The 18,999-nt window shown below is 39.0% G+C and carries 22 protein-coding genes, 1 pseudogene and 1 riboswitch; of the genes and pseudogenes, 4 read left to right on the top strand and 19 right to left on the bottom strand.

What is annotated here, in order from left to right; all coding sequences use genetic code 11:
* Positions 1-16 precede the first annotated feature (16 nt).
* From MHB44_RS09125 to MHB44_RS09080, 10 genes and pseudogenes are all read right to left on the bottom strand, one after another.
* Positions 17-745, bottom strand: coding sequence for an ABC transporter permease (locus MHB44_RS09125; RefSeq protein WP_341302485.1), 729 nt, complete (start codon positions 743-745; stop codon positions 17-19).
* On the bottom strand, positions 746-1,456 hold the full coding sequence (locus MHB44_RS09120; RefSeq protein WP_341302484.1) for an ABC transporter permease: 711 nt from the start codon (positions 1,454-1,456) through the stop codon (positions 746-748).
* Entirely contained in the window at positions 1,453-2,364 is a 912-nt protein-coding gene (locus MHB44_RS09115; protein ID WP_341302483.1) for an ABC transporter ATP-binding protein, read from the bottom strand. The genes MHB44_RS09120 and MHB44_RS09115 overlap by 4 nt, the downstream gene beginning before the upstream one ends.
* Before the next feature lie 155 nt (positions 2,365-2,519).
* The gene (locus MHB44_RS09110; protein WP_341302482.1) at positions 2,520-3,878 is read right to left on the bottom strand and encodes a HAMP domain-containing sensor histidine kinase; all 1,359 of its coding nucleotides are present in this window, start codon (positions 3,876-3,878) and stop codon (positions 2,520-2,522) included.
* The gene (locus MHB44_RS09105) at positions 3,875-4,543 is read right to left on the bottom strand and encodes a response regulator transcription factor (RefSeq protein ID WP_341302481.1); all 669 of its coding nucleotides are present in this window, start codon (positions 4,541-4,543) and stop codon (positions 3,875-3,877) included. Before MHB44_RS09105 ends, MHB44_RS09110 begins: the two co-directional genes overlap by 4 nt.
* Before the next feature lie 74 nt (positions 4,544-4,617).
* Positions 4,618-4,917 (bottom strand): AraC family ligand binding domain-containing protein, encoded by a 300-nt coding sequence (locus MHB44_RS09100; RefSeq protein ID WP_341302480.1) that lies wholly within the window; start codon positions 4,915-4,917, stop codon positions 4,618-4,620.
* 14 nt (positions 4,918-4,931) lie between these two features.
* A pseudogene (locus tag MHB44_RS09095) lies at positions 4,932-5,315 on the bottom strand (DUF86 domain-containing protein).
* A gap of 94 nt (positions 5,316-5,409) precedes the next feature.
* Positions 5,410-5,685 (bottom strand): nucleotidyltransferase domain-containing protein, encoded by a 276-nt coding sequence (locus MHB44_RS09090; RefSeq protein WP_341302479.1) that lies wholly within the window; start codon positions 5,683-5,685, stop codon positions 5,410-5,412.
* Positions 5,682-6,131 (bottom strand): GNAT family N-acetyltransferase, encoded by a 450-nt coding sequence (locus MHB44_RS09085; RefSeq protein ID WP_341302478.1) that lies wholly within the window; start codon positions 6,129-6,131, stop codon positions 5,682-5,684. The genes MHB44_RS09090 and MHB44_RS09085 overlap by 4 nt, the downstream gene beginning before the upstream one ends.
* Before the next feature lie 156 nt (positions 6,132-6,287).
* On the bottom strand, positions 6,288-7,967 hold the full coding sequence (locus MHB44_RS09080) for a formate--tetrahydrofolate ligase (protein ID WP_341302477.1): 1,680 nt from the start codon (positions 7,965-7,967) through the stop codon (positions 6,288-6,290).
* A gap of 208 nt (positions 7,968-8,175) precedes the next feature.
* Here MHB44_RS09080 and MHB44_RS09075 point away from each other — a divergent pair, with 208 nt between their 5' ends.
* Positions 8,176-8,376, top strand: a complete 201-nt coding sequence (locus tag MHB44_RS09075) for a cold-shock protein (protein WP_004269397.1) — start codon at positions 8,176-8,178, stop codon at positions 8,374-8,376.
* Between the two features lie 186 nt (positions 8,377-8,562).
* Here the strand turns inward: MHB44_RS09075 and MHB44_RS09070 are convergent, their stop codons facing one another.
* From MHB44_RS09070 to MHB44_RS09055, 4 genes are all read right to left on the bottom strand, one after another.
* A complete protein-coding gene (locus MHB44_RS09070; RefSeq protein WP_341302476.1) occupies positions 8,563-9,993 on the bottom strand; it encodes a PLP-dependent aminotransferase family protein in 1,431 nt (476 codons plus the stop codon).
* Positions 9,994-10,168: 175 nt separating this feature from the next.
* A complete protein-coding gene (locus tag MHB44_RS09065; protein WP_341302949.1) occupies positions 10,169-11,395 on the bottom strand; it encodes a benzoate/H(+) symporter BenE family transporter in 1,227 nt (408 codons plus the stop codon).
* Positions 11,396-11,424: 29 nt separating this feature from the next.
* Positions 11,425-11,565, bottom strand: coding sequence for a hypothetical protein (locus tag MHB44_RS09060; protein ID WP_341302475.1), 141 nt, complete (start codon positions 11,563-11,565; stop codon positions 11,425-11,427).
* Between the two features lie 535 nt (positions 11,566-12,100).
* Positions 12,101-12,862, bottom strand: coding sequence for an NRDE family protein (locus MHB44_RS09055; RefSeq protein ID WP_341302474.1), 762 nt, complete (start codon positions 12,860-12,862; stop codon positions 12,101-12,103).
* A gap of 350 nt (positions 12,863-13,212) precedes the next feature.
* Between MHB44_RS09055 and MHB44_RS09050 the strand changes: the two genes are divergently transcribed.
* Complete coding sequence (locus MHB44_RS09050; RefSeq protein ID WP_341302473.1) at positions 13,213-13,491, top strand: amphi-Trp domain-containing protein; 279 nt, start codon at positions 13,213-13,215, stop codon at positions 13,489-13,491.
* Positions 13,492-13,540: 49 nt separating this feature from the next.
* Here MHB44_RS09050 and MHB44_RS09045 read toward each other — a convergent pair whose 3' ends face one another.
* Positions 13,541-14,329, bottom strand: a complete 789-nt coding sequence (locus tag MHB44_RS09045) for a VOC family protein (RefSeq protein ID WP_341302472.1) — start codon at positions 14,327-14,329, stop codon at positions 13,541-13,543.
* A gap of 115 nt (positions 14,330-14,444) precedes the next feature.
* On the opposite strand from MHB44_RS09045, the gene MHB44_RS09040 reads away from it, so the two are divergent.
* Positions 14,445-14,930 carry a flavin reductase family protein gene (locus MHB44_RS09040; RefSeq protein ID WP_341302471.1) on the top strand — a complete coding sequence of 162 codons (486 nt, stop codon included), beginning with the start codon at positions 14,445-14,447 and terminating at the stop codon, positions 14,928-14,930.
* An 87-nt stretch (positions 14,931-15,017) separates the two neighbouring features.
* Here MHB44_RS09040 and MHB44_RS09035 read toward each other — a convergent pair whose 3' ends face one another.
* From MHB44_RS09035 to MHB44_RS09025, 3 genes are all read right to left on the bottom strand, one after another.
* The gene (locus MHB44_RS09035; RefSeq protein ID WP_004269393.1) at positions 15,018-15,173 is read right to left on the bottom strand and encodes a YezD family protein; all 156 of its coding nucleotides are present in this window, start codon (positions 15,171-15,173) and stop codon (positions 15,018-15,020) included.
* 59 nt (positions 15,174-15,232) lie between these two features.
* Positions 15,233-15,319: riboswitch (SAM riboswitch) on the bottom strand.
* A gap of 180 nt (positions 15,320-15,499) precedes the next feature.
* On the bottom strand, positions 15,500-16,180 hold the full coding sequence (locus tag MHB44_RS09030) for a phosphopantothenoylcysteine decarboxylase (protein ID WP_341302470.1): 681 nt from the start codon (positions 16,178-16,180) through the stop codon (positions 15,500-15,502).
* A 68-nt stretch (positions 16,181-16,248) separates the two neighbouring features.
* The gene (locus MHB44_RS09025) at positions 16,249-17,127 is read right to left on the bottom strand and encodes a LysR family transcriptional regulator (RefSeq protein WP_341302469.1); all 879 of its coding nucleotides are present in this window, start codon (positions 17,125-17,127) and stop codon (positions 16,249-16,251) included.
* Positions 17,128-17,261: 134 nt separating this feature from the next.
* On the opposite strand from MHB44_RS09025, the gene MHB44_RS09020 reads away from it, so the two are divergent.
* A complete protein-coding gene (locus MHB44_RS09020) occupies positions 17,262-18,161 on the top strand; it encodes a DMT family transporter (RefSeq protein ID WP_341302468.1) in 900 nt (299 codons plus the stop codon).
* Between the two features lie 212 nt (positions 18,162-18,373).
* On the opposite strand, the gene MHB44_RS09015 is transcribed toward MHB44_RS09020, so the two are convergent.
* Positions 18,374-18,889, bottom strand: a complete 516-nt coding sequence (locus tag MHB44_RS09015) for a hypothetical protein (protein WP_341302467.1) — start codon at positions 18,887-18,889, stop codon at positions 18,374-18,376.
* Positions 18,890-18,999 lie beyond the last annotated feature (110 nt).

The raw sequence follows: 18,999 nt of genomic DNA, 5'->3' as shown, positions 1-18,999 counted from the left end.
GTTCATCTCCCCTTCCTTAAACAGCCTTACGCTGAAAATAAATATAGCCGCCAATAAAAAATAGTAAAAAGCTGCCTCCTACAACCGTTAACAATTGCTCCCATGGGATAAAGAAAATATCATCTATATCGCCACCAATATACATCATGGAAAATGGCTGAGCCCACGGATAATATGGTGCGATTTTCTCGGAGTTTATCGCTAGTATCGTAGGTAAAGTAAAAATCACATTGATTGCAAACGGTGCTGCAAAGCTTTTAAATGCAACAGAAAGCCATAATTGTAATGCTATCAACGGAAATGTCGCAATCCAGCCACCTAGAATACTTTTCCAAATGATTTCAAGTGGGAACGGTGCGGTAAAGCCCCTTACTGTACCTACTGTATAAATAGCAGCAAGATATAATACTTGAATCACTAACACTAATAGTATTAATAATACATATTTAGCAATAAATATCTTTCCTCTCGAAAGAGGCAGTGCCAATAATTGCTTCCACCCTCCTGCTTGATGCTCGTAACGACAAATCGAGCCTGCCAATACACCTGTAATTAACGGTAGAAATAGTAAAGCATAGGTGAAATTCATAAATGCAATCGCAAAAAACCACTTAGTGAGACCGTCTTCCATTTGTAAATCAATACTTATTCCAATTATTAGCGCTACCAATGGACCAACTGGCAAAATCGTTGTAATTTTAGATTTGCGTAGCTTAAACCATTCAGACTGTAAAATTGCTAGCATTTACTTCACGTCCCTTCTAAAAAAATCCAACATGCCAACAACATATAATAAAGCGCCTACACTGACACCTAGCCCAACATTCACTAGCGGCTCGTCCCACGCATTTATCAATGATGGCCACTTCCAAATAAACCAGTCTGGTAGGATATCAGCAGAGTAAGCAAAAATTACCCCTAAAATACCTGTTGTAATCGGAATACCTTGATTTTGACTAACTGTTGCAATCCATAGCTGCAATGCTAATACTGGTATAGCCGCTAAATAAGGATAAAAACTATATTGCAGTAGCTGCTTGTAAGGGAGGACGTCGCCTAACTCTAAAAAAATACCAAATGCGGTACTAAACAACATTAAAAGCAGGGATGACAGTCCTAATAATAAAGCAACAACTGTAAACTTCGATAAATAGACCGTCATTTTAGAAACAGGCAATGCAATGAGCTGTTTCCATGCATTTGTTTCATTCTCTACACTTGCCATAAATGAAGTAAATATCGCAATGCCTAATACAAGCGCTAAGGGGGTAAAAGCATGAACATTTCCCAGGTAATACATCCAATCGTCATCACTTTGCTCAAGCAAATAATCTTTGCGGACACCATAATTGACCATCTGCAGAGCAACAACACCAAAAGGACCTAAAATCGTTAATAGCCAAAAGCCCTTACGTTTGATTTTAAAAAAATCAGCACGAATCAAATTTCCGATCATACGATTTCGTTCCCTCCTGTCATTTGTAAGAAGATATCCTCCAATGACTGCTTTTCCTCCTCCACACGATAAATGGAAAATCCATCTTGTACGAGTAGGCGAACGGCCTCTGCTATACAGGCATCGTCTGTATTTGTAAGTGCAAGCATGCCCTCTCCGTAATCTACTTGTATCCCTTTCCCTAGCAGGGTGCGCCATGCCTGCTCTGTATCGTTGACTTTTAGCCAAATTTTTTGCTTAGCATGCTTACGCATTACTTCAATGGAATCTTGGAAAATTAATCTACCCTTCGCTACAATACCGACAGTCGTTGCGATTTGGTCAATTTCTGATAATAAGTGACTTGAAATTAACACCGTCATGCCGTATTCAGAAGGCAGACGTTTTATTAAATGACGAATTTCAATAATGCCAGAAGGGTCTAGCCCATTCGTTGGTTCATCTAAAATAAGTAGTTCAGGTTTGCTAAGTAGTGCCGTTGCAATACCTAAACGCTGCTTCATCCCTAACGAAAAACCTTTTACTTTTTTATTAGCTACATCTGATAGACGCACAATTTCCAGTACCTCATCAATTCTTGCTTTAGGCACTTGTAAAATTTTTCGCACTGCTTCTAAATTTTCATACGCTGTTAAATGCGGATAATAGGACGGGTTTTCAACTAATGAGCCCACCTTCTTTAAAATGCTAATGCGCTCCTTTCTTAAATCCTTGTGAAAAATATGAATGTTGCCTGCACTTGGCTTTATTAGCCCTAGCAGCATACGAATAGTCGTCGTTTTTCCTGCCCCATTCGGCCCTAAAAAGCCATATATTTCCCCTTTTGGAATACGTATATCTACCCCATTTACTGCCTTTTCTTTGCCAAAGTTCTTTGTTAAGCCCTGTGTTTCTACGATATAGTTCATTTCCATCACCTCTTTATTAATCATAAAGTGTGAAGGTTAAAAACAAGGAGGGGACAAGTTTAAAATTTGTTTAAAAAAGTGGCTAAGAGCAACGATTCTCACAAATTAAAAGCACCTCACATCAAGGCTGTTCACTTTGATGTCAGGCGCTTTATTTATTTTATTTTTTTAATTTCAACGCTTGTCCCATTTTCACTTGTTGTAATTGTCCACTCTAAGTCCATACCTTTGACCATCATATCCACAATAGACAAGCCAATACCAGCACCTTTTTCGTTGGATAAATGCTTCATTCCCCTGCCTCGGTCTGTTAAAACAATGGCATCATATTTTTCGCTCGATATGGTTTTCACCTGAATATAGCGACCCTCTTTCGCATGACGTAGTACATTTTGTAGTAAATTATCCAGGATACGTCCTATCCATATTTTATCAACAATCCATTTATTGTCAATAAAAGCTATTAAATCAATATCAATGAGAAAGCCTTCCTTTTCAAAAACTGGATACCACGTAGCTAAATGCTCACGCATAAATCGCACAATATCTATTTCCTGTGGCTGATAGCTGAATCGACTTGCCATCAGCAATGTATAGGACATTAAATTTTCCATTAAGCTGTCAATATTCATAAGTGAGCCCTCTAATGCTTTCACTGCTTGCTCACCCTCTGGCGATAAATGTTCTTTGCTAATCGAATAGGCTTGCGCTCTTACTTTTGTCAAAGGTGTACGTAAATCATGCGAAAGATTTGAAATGAGCTCTCGTCGTAGCTGTTCCTCTCTTTGCTCGCGTTGTCTGCTTTCTTTGAGCTCATACACCATGTGATTAAAGCTTTGCTCTAACTGCCCAATTTCATCCTTCTTTTTCACTGCCATTGGCAATGGTAATCCGTCCATATCACGCAGTTCCATTACCTCCTGCAACTGCAATAAACGCTTGCGAATCCCTCTGAAAAATAAGAAAGATACAATAATAAAAAGTCCTATTATGACAAGTATACTAATCAGCAAAAATGTACCATAGCGCTCATTTAATTTTTGTAATGGTAGCTTGAACATTTCCCTCGGTATTTCAATCACAGCAAAGCCATTTGCTGCATCCTGTCCAACAAAGGCAAGTATGGTAAAAGGGTCTTCTCCATAGTGCGCTTTCATATATTGTGCTGTTGTCACAGCATCCCAGTGAGTAGGTAGGTCTTCCATCACATCTACTTGCTCTGCCAAACGTCCATCTGCATTTACCCAAAACATCTTAGCATCTGGAAAACGCTGCTTCCATTGTGAAAAATATTGGTGCATTTGTTCTTTAGAAGCTTGGCCTAACTCATTTGCTCCTTGATGCCATTCTTCTTCCACCACATCATAATCGAATCCTATTTCCTCAACATACTTTTTATTCATCCAATTAATACCAATAAAAGCATAGGCAATTTGAATAATCCAAGTTAATCCAATTGCTATTACAATAATCATCATATATTTTGTTTGTAATGAATGAAAAAACTTCCTCATTCCTTCACCCTATAGCCAATACCACGAATGGTTTCGATAATTAGAGGCTGCGCTGGATTGATTTCAATTTTTTCACGTAAATAGCGAATATGCACCATCAGCGTTTTATCGCCTTCTATATATGCCTCGCCCCACACATTTTCGTAAAGCTGTTCCTTTGTTAAAATTTGATTCAAATGCCGAATAAAATATTGAAATAAATGATATTGCTTACCCGTTAATTGAATTTCCTCCTGTGTCTGCTGGTTGATTATACGCATATCCTTTGTATAAACAGTCAAATGCCCAATCGTTAATAAATCCTCATGTTTTTGGAAGCGTCTAAGTAGTACCTCTATGCGAGCAATTAGTTCATCTGGATGAAAGGGTTTTGTTAAATAATCGTCCGCAAAGCTTAGCCCCTCTAGCTTGTCCTCCACCGCTGTCCGTGCAGAAAGCATTAAAATCGGCAACTGTCCATTTTTATTTTTCATACGCTTCCCAATTGAAAAACCATCTAAGCCCGGCAGCATCACATCCAACACAACAATATCTGCCTGCTCCACATATTGCTCAGCGCCCTCACCAGACGCTAGCCATGTCACCTCATAACCGCGCTCTGTCAGTTCTTGCGCTACCCAATTACCAATTTCTACTTCATCCTCTATATATAATATATGTACCATATGTCTCTCCCCTCTATCTCACAGAAAATAACAAAAAAAGCTCTGATTTGCAACAATCAGAACTTTCCCATCCATTATTTTTTCAAGCGTACAACGATCATCTCGCAATCTTCCACTGCTTCAAGACGATGCTTTTCATTTGGCTCAAGCATTAACAGTGCATTAGCATCAAGCTCTGTTACTTGCCCTTCACCATAAAATTTTACACGTCCTTTGCGACATACAATCAACACCTCACCAGGTGCTGAATGCTCTGCTACTGTTTCACTTGCTCTTAATTGAATATTTAGTACATCATAGCCTACCCCAGCCGCTACTTTCCCCGTATGCTTTTCCTTGTCCTGTAAAAACTGCTCTACTTGAATATGCTGCATATTAAGTACCTCCCTTATTGAATGGCTAAAATTGTTTGGGTGTAACTTGTAAAATCATTCAAATGCTTTTCAATAATTGCTTGATCATCATGTACAACAATATGGCAAAAACCTACCATATTCATTCATGATTTTGCTAATTTTTCATCAATCATATTTGCCTCTAACAATAATTTGAATGTCTCTCAACTTGTTTTTGGTAATCCTCGTTTTTTTCACTCACAATATGCATCGCTAAATCTATACTTGTCTCACACGCTCGTTGAATATTGAGAATGATACTATCTTGCTTTGTAAAATCTTTCAAATTATTTGGATGGCCTTCATAGTACATCTTCAATTCGTTGCACACAACATTCAATTGTAGTTACTTTATTCAATACTACATCACTATTCACCATATACTGTTAATGTAACATAAAGCGATAATGCCCTTATGCGCTCCTTATGAAAACAACTACTATTAGCACAATATAATAATTCAGCGGTTGATTAAATTTGCGCTGCGAATACTGTATCTACTTCTTTTAGATCAACTAAATCTACCTCGATATTTACCAGTTGTGCCACTTCTCCTGTCAATAAAAAGCGTTCATCATGTGAAATAACCTTGTTGCTAAAATCAGCAATATCTAAGTCGCTTGTCTTATTTGCCGTGCCTTTTGCGTAGGAGCCGAACAATAAAATAAAGGATGGTCCTTTAACACTTCTACACCAGCCATTAACTGTTCTCTCGTCATCATTACATGGCTCCTCCATCACTATCATATCATTGTTTTTTCCATCGTTACATTCGGCACCAGCACGTCTATTTCTTCTGCAATAATAGAATAACCAAGCTTTGTATAGAGACGAATATTGCCGTCCTCACTTGCGCGTACTTTGCATGTAACACGTTTAAAATCATGAGTGGTCGCATAGTGTTCGATAAAATGAACTAATTGTGTAGCGATCCCTTTTCCTTGCTCAATAGGTAGTACAGATAGTCGTGAAAAATAGAATGCATCTGTTTCTAGCTTACATTTTACAACAGCAATCACAGTGTCCTGCTTTGTCACACTAAAAACCATGATGCCTTCGTCAAGCTCTTTCTTTATAGATATCGCAGTTTCCTTTAAAGCACTAGATGGGACAGCGTCACTCTGATAACGTTGAAATGCTGCATGTATAACGTGGATTATTTCTACCGGATTATGGCATTGTTGAATTTGCATAACATCATCCCTTTTGTATATTAATACTATTCATCGTATCAAAATACATTCATAAGTCAATAAAGCAATAGAAGAATCATTGTCCATCTACATTATTTCATGAATTCAAAAAAGATAGGATTCCCTAGCAGATCACGGAAATCCTATCTTTATCATTTAAAACAGCCCTGCCGCATGCCCTTCGTTATCAACATTCATACGTAAAGCAGCTGGTGTTTTTGGTAAACCTGGCATTGTCATAATATCGCCCGTTAGACAAACAAGGAAGCCCGCGCCTAGCTTTGGAATCACTTCGCGAATCGTTACTGTAAAGCCTTCTGGACGACCAAGTAAACTTGGCTGATCGGATAAAGAATATTGTGTTTTTGCCATACAAATCGGCAAAGAATCCCAGCCAAATTTTTCAATTTGTGCAATTTGCTTTTTCGCTTGGTCTTTAAATTGGACATCTTTCCCACCGTACACTTTTTGCACAATGCTACGAACTTTTTCTTCAATAGATTCTGTTACCTCATATAAAGGTGAGAAGGTATTTTCATCCTCCAGTACGGCTAGCACTTGCTCGGCTAGCGCGATACCTCCCTTTCCGCCCTCTTCCCAAACATTTGTACGAGCAATACGCACATTTTTCTTCTGACACCAGCTTAAGACAGCCGCTAGCTCAGCCTCTGTATCGGTAATAAAGCGATTTAATGCAATAATGGGTTCGACACCAAATGTACGAATCGTTTCAACATGCTTTTCAAGATTGGCAATTCCTTGTAGAAGTGCCTCAACATTTTCATCGACAAGCGCTGTTTTCGCGACACCCCCATGCATTTTTAATGCACGAATTGTTGCCACAATAACAACGGCACTTGGCTTAAAGCCTGCTTTGCGCGCTTTAATATTCATAAATTTTTCAGCGCCTAAATCAGAGCCAAAGCCCGCTTCTGTCACAACGATATCCGCTAGCTTACGAGCTGTTTGTGTAGCCATTATGGAATTACAGCCATGGGCAATATTCGCAAATGGACCGCCATGAATAATAGCAGGTGTCCCTTCTAATGTTTGCACAAGATTTGGCTTAAAGGCATCCTTCAATAATAATGTAAGTGCTCCTTCTACTTGTAAATCACGCACAAAGACAGGCTCGCGCTCAAATGTATAGCCAATGACAATACTTGCTAAACGCTCGCGTAAATCATCAATGCTTGTTGCTAAACAGAACACAGCCATAATTTCAGAGGCGACGGTAATATCAAAGCCATCCTCTCGCGGCATTCCTTGCACAGGACCACCTAAGCCAATCACTACTTTTCTTAGTGCGCGGTCATTGATATCTAGCACACGCTTCCAAATAATACGACGTGGATCAATGTTTAACGCATTGCCTTGATGGATATGATTATCAATAAAAGCTGCTAATGCATTATTGGCTGTTGTAATCGCATGAAGGTCACCAGTGAAATGTAAATTGATATCCTCCATCGGTACAACCTGTGCATAACCTCCACCTGTTGCACCGCCTTTTACACCCATTACTGGACCTAGTGAAGGCTCACGTAAAGCTACCATCACTTTCTTATTTAATTGATGAAGGGCATCCGCAAGTCCTACAGTCACTGTTGACTTTCCTTCACCTGCTGGAGTTGGGCTAATAGCAGACACTAACACAACCTTTGCATCCTCGCCTTGAGCTGTAATTTTTAATGGGTCAATCTTTGCTTTGTAGCGTCCATATTGTTCAATGGCATCCGCTGGAATACCCGCAGCATCAGCAATTTCCGTAATTGGTTTCATCACTGCTTGACTAGCGATTTCTAAATCTGTTAATGGTTGATTTTTCGTTGTCATTTGGCATCCTACTTTCTATGTTGTTCATTTCCATTATAATCTTTAGTGTGAAAAAAAAGAAAGCAGTTATACCGGTATTTCGACAATCAATTGACATCTTTGTTTAATTCATGTATGTTCTAAGAGAAAATGCAATTTTTTCACATTTTCTCAATAATAGTACGACTAATTTTATTTTACATTCAAGCGCATTGGAGGCGAATGGCTTATGCAACAGGGAATCGTAAAGTGGTTCAATAATGAAAAGGGTTACGGCTTTATTGAATGTGACGATGGAGAAGATGTATTTGTACATTTTACGGGCATACAAGAGGAAGGCTTCCGTACACTTGAAGAAGGTCAAAAGGTATCATTTGATGTAGTGGAAGGCAACCGTGGACCACAAGCATCAAATGTGGTGAAATTATAAAGGATAAGTGGATTAGTGGAAAAACTCTTAATCCCACGACATACACACGTTAGGACCATTGGAAGAAAACCTTTTCCACTGGTCCTAATTTTTATATCTTTTGAAAACCCCTTGCTATGCGAGAGATTCTAGCTTTGGACATATACTCCCTGAACGATAAATAATTGTATACTTAAACCTACTATATTATAAAAGCAACTCAGCGAGACGAAAGATGCCTTCTTCAATTGCAGCCTCATCTACTTTAGCAAACCCCAGTACCCATCCTTTACGATTACTTTCTAAACAATATTGACTAAGTGGATAAATACGGATTCCTTTTTCAAGTGCTAAGTTCGTCATTACCTCTTCATCAAATGCTTCTTGAGCCTCAAGAAGCATATGTAAGCCTGTTTCAATGCCACTTAGTTTGAAGCGTTCAGTTAGTCCAGTTGCAATAATGGCCTTCGTCATCGCTTCATGTCTACGGCGATATATATTTCTTGCTCTTCTCATATGACGCATAAAATGACCATGCTCAATAAAATGCGCAAGCGTTAATTGTTCCATGATGGGAAGATGCCGATAGGTTAATTCTTGTACCTGGGCAAGCTGGCGAATGGCTTCTTTTGGACCGACAACTGCTGAAACTCGTATGCCTGGAGCAACCATTTTAGAAAAACTCATCATATACAATGTGTTTTGAGGTTGTTGGCTAAACAAGGTAGGTAGCGGATTACCACGATGTCTAAATTCACCATCATAATCGTCTTCCACAATCCAAAATCGATCTTGCACAGACTTTTGAAGCAATTGTTGCCTACGTGGTTCAGACATAATGACACCAACTGCGCATTGATGCGAAGGCGTAACAAAAGTAAGTTTGGTTTGTAGATGTATGTAATCTACTTGGAGTCCATATTTATCAACAGGTACAGGAACAACATTCATGCGTCGATATTTCATGGTCATCCACGAAACAGGAAATCCAGGATCTTCAACAGAAACCGTTTCTCCTTCATATAATAATGCCTGAGCAATTAAATCTAGGCTATGATGCGCACCTGAAGTTAAAATGATTTGATCAACATCAACATGAACCCCCCTTTCAAATGTTAAGTAACGTTGAATTTGTTCACGTAGTGGTATAAAACCATAAGCATTACCATACCCCCAATTGGTCAGATCTACTTCGGTCGATGCCTGTAAAAAGGATTGTCGCCAGATTTTTCGGAAATGCTCGTCCAAATATGGCTCATGGGGGGAAAAATCGATTTCTACTTGTTGATTTTCTTTACCTCTAAACCAACTATTTAGCTCGTCAACTGCCACATTTAATAAAGGTAATTCTGGCGCGGATGGCCCTTGAGGAATAACCGTTTGGGATGATTGCGTTTTATAGCCCCATTCACTTACTCTAGTGCCACCACGCCAATTTGTAATAGTATATCCCCGACTAAATAATTCCTCATAAACAATCTGTATAGTTGAACGTGAAACACCAACTAATAAAGCCAGTTCTCGAGATGGCGGAAGTAGCTCGCCTGGTGGCCATTTTCCTGTTGTAATATTATGAATAGCTTGGTCAAGCAACTGCTGCCAAATTGGATTTTTATCGTTTCGGTTAACTGTTAGCATTCAATTCACTTCCAGTATAAAATTTAGGTGATGAACAAGTCCCTAAAACAAATGAATGAAGAAATATTCACTTAATCTATTGCTTCATAAAAAAGCAAAACGATGATCTTCTTTCTATAGAATATCACTGTTTTGCTTCTTCTAACTAACTTATTGTCCTTCTAGTTAATTTAGTCTATTTTTGATTCATTTGTTGTACTTCATTGAGCGTTTGCTGTTTTCTAAGAAATTGACCATTCATCAATAAATGTGCCCCTAAACCAGCTACAAGTCCCCAAAATGCCCCACCTACCCCAAGTAATGTAACATTTGCGGCTGTTGCTAAAAAAGTAATGAGTGCTGTTTCGCGGCCATAAGGGTTTGTTAAAGCATTGGCAAGACTACTACCAATTGTACCGAGCAGTGCTAATCCTGCTAATGTCGCAATAAACGTAGCAGGAAGAATTAAAAACAATGCAGCTAATGTCACTCCAAACACGCCGACAATAATATAAAAAATGCCACAGACAATACCAGCAATATAACGTTTTTTTGAATCCTCATGAGCATCTTTCCCCGTACAAATTGCTGCTGTAATTGCTGCTACGTTAAAAGCATGTGAGCCAAATGGGGCCATTAGAAGTGAGCCTAATCCTGTTACAATCAAAATTGGATTTGCGCTTGTTTTAAATCCATCATTTCGTAACACTAACATCCCAGGCATGTATTGTCCCGTCAAGGTAATAATAAAAAGTGGTAAAGCGACACCCAATACAGCATGAAGGGAAAATACTGGAGCCACAAATACTGGAGATGCAATAGCCAATGTGACATTGCTGAAATCTATCTGCCCCATACTTATTAAATAAATTAATCCAATTACTAAAATACCTACGATCGCATATCGAGATGTAAATCGTCTTAAGAGGATATATGTAGTAAACAGGACAATTACAAGTAAAGGATCAACTTTCGCACCACCAAATGCAGAAATACCAAACTGCAATAAAATACCTGCTAGTAGCCCAGAAGCAATACCTGGCGGAATAAGCTGGACAAATCGTTCAAACATACCAGATAAACCTAATAAAACAAATGCGACAGCAGAAATGATATAAGCACCAATTGCTTCAGCATAGGGCGTAACGGCCAAAGCTGAAACAAGAAATGCCACACCTGGTGTTGACCAGGCTGTAATAATGGGTTCACGATAACGGTAACTTAGCCAAATACCAGTTATCCCTACACCGATGGAAATCGACCATATCCATGAAGCAGTCATTTCAGGATTCAGGCCAGCAACCTTGGCAGCCTGAAACACCAAAATAAAAGTACCCCCATAGTTAACTAAGACAGATATAAAAGCAGCGATGGTGGGCGATAGCAAATCACGACCACTCAGTGAAGCAGATGTTGTGTTCATACGCATTCCCTACCTCTCTCCTCCTTATCCTAAACAAAACTTTCCTGCCAGTTATACTCATTTGGCAAATACACTCTTATAATTGTAGATTCCTCATTACCTGAGGCTTGACAGGCTAATTCTATCAGCCTTCTCACACTTAGAGGATTTTCTTCAACTAAATAAATCATAATAGGCCTCCTTTTTTTGTCAGTTGTATTCATGAACACTTTTAGCATAGCGAATTATGGATTGAGAAAAAACATCCAAAAAATCAATTTCTAGCAGTCCATAATTGTATTATTTACAATTCTATTACCAAGTAATCTTATGTCTCACATCCTTAGTTTGATAGAAATAAAAAAATAGAGCGGTGACTAAAATATCTGAAGCTCAAAAACGTACTATGCAGATATTCCCTGAAAGGACACATCGTCAGTCCAGTCTACTAAAACTTCTATCCATAAATATTGCAAGACGAATAAACACAAAAAAGACTATCGGAAAAGAAAAATCTATTCCGATAGTCCTAGCTTTTCTATGAAATATTGGCTAAAAATTTGTGCTGTTGTGTGAAAGCGACAGCGGCATGCTCCCCCTCCCAGCAACACCACCTGCTTCACTGAGACGAATGCCTTTGGGCGGATTACGTTAAAGATATGTAAGTACATTCATTATTCGGATATTTTGTTTGAAGCGGATGAATAACTTCCATCATTGGCAAAGCTATTTACTTCTTCTTGTAACCTCTAACCTTATATCCCCAGCAAATTCACCATTAACAAAGCTTCGTTCTAGGATATCCCAGCCCGTCTGATGCTGCTTCACAATTGTCGAGGCACGCGTACCATAGCCATCAATATCAATAAAAATAGAGGAAAGCTGTTGTTCCAGTTCAAACGGTATACCTGTTGAAGGTAAATCTTTAGCTGCTGCTGTGGTTGGGTCCTTCAAAATAGCTAGTAATGCTTCTTCCTCTGTTGTGTGTTGGAGTGTTTGAGCAAAGGCTTCCTTTAAGCGATCCACCTTAGGCCATGGTGTATTAAAGGTTGCATTTGATACACAATGAACGCCTGGTGGGATAATTGTTTGCTCATTATGTACAGTATTATAATGCACAAGCTCTGTTTCATCATAGAGCAGTACATTTAACCCGCCATATAAATAACGCTCCTGCTGTAACTGACTAGCAAAATCCCGAGCACTTATAGAGCTATTCATAAATGCAATAGGAACGGCTCCCCTCGATTTTTCACCGACAATTGGCAGTTGTGGATCGCGGTAATTGGTGACTGCTGCAAATCGCCCATTATTACTCACAGCTAGCCATGTACCCATTTTCTCTAAATCTCTACCGGCCCAAATATGTGGCATATCTTTCCAGTTATGCATGCGCTCAGTTGGTCTTGCATAAAATTCATCACGATTTGCCGCAATCAGCAAAGGATACTGTGGATGCACTTGATAGCCAATTACAATAATACACATAGCGTGCCCTCCTATTTTTTTTATCTTGGTTCAACCAAAGACCCCTTCCTCTACAAGGTAGGGATGAACGCTTTTTTTACCTCTGTTCAGTGGGTGTCCAAACGCCCACTAAACCAAGATAAAAGCCCCGGTGGATGTACCTGACGCTAGCGCTTTCGGTACAAAAAACATTGTTACGGATTTTTGAGAGGAGCTTTTCGAGTGAACTCGAAAAAATCCGAACACAATGACGCTGAGGCTTAATTGATATTGAACATAGTATAGAGCACACAATAAACAAGTGCAATGCAAATGGTAGCGTTAACATTTTATGCTATAATAGAAGTAACGATAATAGGGGAGGGATTTCGATGCAAAAACAAATGAAGCCGATGACAGAAGTTATCCTAAAGCATAAAGAACGGCAAAGTGTTGTCGAATTTGCAACAATGCTTGAAGCAATTGCTCAAAAACTAAAAGAAAACGGTGAATTTACATTTATTCAAGGCACAGAGCAAACCGTTGTGGGCCCTACAGAACCACTTAAAATCGAATACTCCTATACAAAAAAGGGCGACAAACACTCATTTGAAATTGAATTTGATTGGTACACAGGCACACAAGCACCAAAGAAAATGACGATTGAATAATTGAAAAGCTACGGCAAGGGGCATTATACGCTCCCCTTGCCGTAGCTTTTTAGCGATTAATCCAATAAAAAGCGCCTGGACAAACCAATGTTTCTTTTACTCGATATGGGTCTTTTAATTGCACACCAAACGGACCGTGCTTTAAAGGTGTAAGTGTCATAGCTGTGGCAACTGCCTCATCATAAAAATCCAAGCGTATATTTGGTAACTGTAGTGATACATATTGCTCATCATGCTGTTCTGCTTTTGACAATTGCAATGCCTTCTGCCAAAGCTCAACGGTTGTCGGTACGTCCCTTACAACAAACAGCACCGCTTCCATTGTAATATTTTGCTGCTGATGAATTGCACCACTTGCCTGCAATTGTGCAAAACGCTCCTTATCATCCTCCGCCCATTCAATAAGAAATGGAAAGTCAATGGCAAGGTCAGGCTTACCAAAATGCAGCAGCTTCCACTCTACAACAGAGCCATCTGGTCTTGTGCGACTACAAGCATCAGGTCCATAAACATCAAAGCCTAATGCACGCAATCGTTCACCCTCTGCCTCTATATTTGTTGTGCGTAATGCAATTCGTGAAAATCCTTGGTCCTCTCCATCCCGTTTAAACGTATAATGTAGAGTGTAAGGGTTTAATGCCGCCTGCTCAAATAAATCACGATCATACACCGCAATTTGCTCAATATAGCTTAAGCCAAAATAGCTTAATGTATTATAAGTCCCCCACATTGTATGCTGACCACCGTTTACTGTATGGATATTTCGTTTGTTAAAGAAAACCTTTATATTTTCTGGTGATTCCACTTGCTGAACCAGATGATCGAAATATAAAGTCATGGTCATTCCCCTTTCTTTCCCGATTACCTTTACCTATATGTTGGATTCGTTTAAAATTTATGCAAGACAATGATAGCTATTTAACTTCATTGAAAATAATAACGAGGTGATTTGAATGACAGATCAAGTAACTGCTTTTAAATTAGCACTAGGTAATTACCCTACAGGTGTAACGGTTGTTACTACATGCCATGACACACAACCGCTTGGCTTAACCGTTAATTCCTTTGCATCTGTTTCGATTGACCCACTCCTTATTTTATGGTCACTCGATAAAAAATCTCAGCTTCATTCCTATTTTACAGCAGCGTCAACATTTGCAGTCAATATTTTAGCGAGTGATCAAGAACTTTTATGTACGCTATTTGCCAGCAAAGTGCCAGATCGTTTTGCCCAGGCAAAGTGGTCTATGTCCTCCCTTGACCTACCGATTTTACATGATACAGCAGCTATTTTACAATGTAAAACATATCAACAGGTTGATGCTGGTGACCACACTATTTTTATTGGGCAGGTGCTAGATATTACAAATTCACCAAAAGAGCCTTTATTGTATCATCGTCGCCATATTGGCGAGATTCCAAAAAGCTTTTATCGTTAATCGTTACACAAAAAAGGGCCACTTGTAAGCAAAGGACATCCTTTCTGCTTAGTTGTGGCCTATGACATCGTTCAACTGAAATCATCACTATTTTTTCTGCGGAAATCTCTGTTTTTCTAGCCTATTAATTTGCACAATTACACCATCCTGAATCGTAATATGCACTTCACCAAATTCAAGATTTTGAATAGCCTTCGCGATAGCCTCTAACTTCTTATCATCCACTTTTACCGACTGTGCCATATCATACACCCCTTCTTTTTCATGCTTCCTTTACAAAAGAGTTCAATTGATGGATAGCCCCTTTATCTTTTAGATACTATTGGCATCTATTCTATTGGTTGCCGAGGCTTCATTGGGCCAAATCCCTCCACCTCTCTCGATAAGAGCACTGCTTACTTGGAAATAATTTTATAATTGTGCTATACAATTGTCAATATAAATTATTAGAAAACCTAGTCGAATACTTTGTAATACGATATTTATCTCGATTTCTTCTAGCATTGTATGCAGACAATTACACATTTAGCGCTGCATAGCCATAAAAAAACTGTGCAGAAGTATACCTTCTACACAGTTTCTTGTTGTAAGCATGTTATCAATGCTTGCGCTGTTTGTTCTTTGCCCATCACCTTGATCGGCTGCCCCTCTGCTGGTACAATCCAATGAGGCTCATCTCCACCATATAACGATTGAGAGCTATTTGCCACCATAAACTGCGCCTGTGCTGTTTCCATACGTAATCTTGCACGCGCAAGTAAAAATGCCTCATCGTCTGTTGCCTCTAGTTTAAAGCCTACCAATGTAACATTTGGTTGCCAGTCCTTTATTTGCCCTAATAGTTTTGGTGCTTTTTTAAAATGAATAATAGGTGGCTCATCAGAAGGCATTTTTCCCGCCTCCTCCATTAAATTGCCTGATTGGTCATACACCTTATCAATGACCCAATCGGAGCCAGCAGCCGCCATAATGATAATATCCACTTGTTGTTCTTGCACAGCGTGGCGAAGTTTCTCGCCTAAATCCTCAATACCCTCAAATTTAATAGTTTGCATTTTACTATGATTGACTGGTAGCTGTGCAAAATAGCCATGCATATACAAAACATAAGCACCTGCTACAAGTGCTGCCTCTGCTAAATAGCAGCCCATTGTCCCCTTTGATAAATTCGTGTGCCCTCGTACACGATCCCATTTTTCAAGTGTTCCCCCACTTGTAATAAGTACGGTTTTACCTTGTAATGTCCCCATACACTCACCTATTTTCTACAATATATACAAATCCTATTTTAACGTAATGCAAGGATAGGCTTCAATAGCTACAGCACACTGTTTTGCTCCTTTAACCAAGCACTTAAAATTTCCGCAAATTTCTTCGTTACAGGCGAGGCATGATGCTTCATCGCAATACCAATTGTCCGATAGCCCCCTTGTTTTAATGGAATAGCCTTTAATGTTGACGGTAAATTATGAATAACAAGCTGCGGTAAAATACTAATACCAAGATGGTGGGAGATCATGGAGAGAATCCCAACCTCCTCTGATAGCTCAAAGCGAATATTTGGCTTTACATGATATTGCTCTAAAAGAACCTTCACATCATTTGTACCCTTATAAGAGGTCATAATAAAGGGCATTTCCTCCAAATCCGCAATATCAACCTCTGTTTTATCATAAAGAGGACTTTTAGCCGAAACAATGCACAACAAAGGGTCCTGCTGCAATTCCGTAAATTGATATTGTGCCGACTTTTGACCATTTAAAAATCCCGCCTCTATTTCACCACTTAGTAGCCATTGCTCGATTTCATAATAATCGCCCTCACGCAATTCTACCCGTATCCCTGGAAACTGATGATCCATAATACGAATAATTTCTGGCATCCAATTTGATGAGATACTTGAAATAACGCCAATCCGCACCTTACCTCTTGTGACACCCAAAATATGAGCAGCTTCCTGCTGCAATAGCTCCTGCGCATCTAAAACCTGCCGCATCGCTCGTAGCATTGTATACCCCTCACTTGTTAGCGTCACACCTGTACGACTACGATGAATCAATGCAAAGCCAAATTCTTTTTCCAAGCTTGACACGGCATGACTTACAGCAGACTGTGTTAAGCCAAGTGCATCTGCCGCTTTTGTAAAGCTTGCTACCTCTGCCACCTTTGTCAAAATTTCATATTTAACTAGGCTCATCCATTATCCCTCTATATACATGAATTTTTTTAATCCTATTCATTATAAACATTCGTTTTACTAATCACAAGACAAGCTATATAGTAATTTTTAGTAGTCAAACTGTTTTAGTACACAGATCGTAGGTGAACATCATGAGTATCCAAGGAAAAGCAAATGTATTGATGGTAATTGTTACAATGTTTTGGGGGTTATCCTATACCTTTATGGTGATGGGGCTTGAAACATTGGCTGTTTATAATGTGGTGGCATTGCGTTGCATTATCGCATTTGTAATCGCAGGTCTTATTTTTTATAAACGGATGAGTAAAGTAAATGGACAAACATTAAAATATGCGGCTATTCAAGGATTATTATTATTCATTGTGTTTGCACTCAGCTTATTTGGTTTACAATCCACTTCCGTATCAAATGCAGGCTTTATTTTAAGCCTTACAGTTGTGCTAGTGCCGATTTTCAGTAGCTTTATTGATAAAAAATTACCTTCAAGAGCCGTTAGCTTTGCAGTTATTTGCACAATGATTGGTATTACGGTGCTGACAGCAAATGGTTCATTTACTTTCCAAAAAGGTGATATATTAGTGGCGATCGCAGCGTTATGTTATTCCATTTATTTACTGTTAAATAGCTCTTTTACACGCAATGTTGAATCCATTTCTTATGGGATTTATCAGCTCGGCTTTGCAGGATTATATGCACTCATTTTAACATGTTTATTTGAAACACCAGCATTGCCTCATTCCACAACATCTTGGATCGCGATTTTAGGGCTTAGCGTTATCTGTAGTGCCTTTTGCTTTGTGGGCCAAACTGTTGCACAACAATATACATCTGCTACACATACAGGTCTTATCTTTTCCTTAGAGCCTATTTTTGCAGCCATGTTTGCGATGATGTTTATTGGCGAAGGATTAACAATGAAATTAGTGATTGGTGGTAGCTTTATTCTGATTGGGAATGTAGTGGCACAATTAGAGCATTTCCATCTATTACGCTTCATCAAAAAAGAGGCACACGAAAAAGTGATGCCATAATCAATGCTATTTTTAGCACATAAAGAGAGCTATCTCAATCGTCAATCAAATGGACGATTAGGATAGCTCTTATTCTTAATATCGATCTGCTATGGTCCATCTTCTGCATTCACTGCCTGTAATGCTCCTTGTGAATAAATAAATGACTTGCCATTTATCGTAAAAGGCTGACTTATATCAAGTCCAATTCCTTGTACAAATTTAGGAAAATACTACTTAAACATAGCATCATTATTGACATTGGCTATAGACTGTCTCCTCTCTGCTAACCGCGAGAGATTCATAAAGACAGCAACCAATTCATTTGCGCCTTGTCGCTCTGCTTGTGAATAAGAGCGGTGTCTTCTAAGAGCTTCTTCTTGTTCTGGTGTCAGCCTTGTTCCTGTTCCAGAATCTTTAAACATTGGATTGAAATTTGAATTAAAGCCGCCACCCGTTAAAGCCGTGCCATTCAAAGGTTTGCCATTTACCAAGCCTAAATGGTAGTAAACACCACTAGCAATATTAATGGCATTAGTATGTTTATCGACAAGCTGAGTTGGTGTTGCATTTTGATAAATCACATTGCAAGATTGTACAAATTCTGCATATTTTTTACGTGATGCGCCAATTTCAGGTTGTTGAGAGTCGGCTTCATCCATTTCAACTGTAAAAGATTGCTGGCTGTGCTTTGCTTGAAAGGTAGAAACGATTCCTAAACTGTTTAGTGGATTAAAAGCAAGTGTCATTAGCTATTCTTCCTTTTCAACGATTTTGAGCTCTTCTTGCTTCAGAAGTGTGCCAGATTTACTTACTATTGATGTACTAGCTTTTGCACTTAGAGAATCTTTCCGTAATA

Source organism: Lysinibacillus sp. FSL H8-0500 (assembly GCF_038051955.1).
Lineage (GTDB): Bacteria > Bacillota > Bacilli > Bacillales_A > Planococcaceae > Lysinibacillus > Lysinibacillus macroides.
This window is presented reverse-complemented; position numbering and strand designations above follow the sequence as displayed.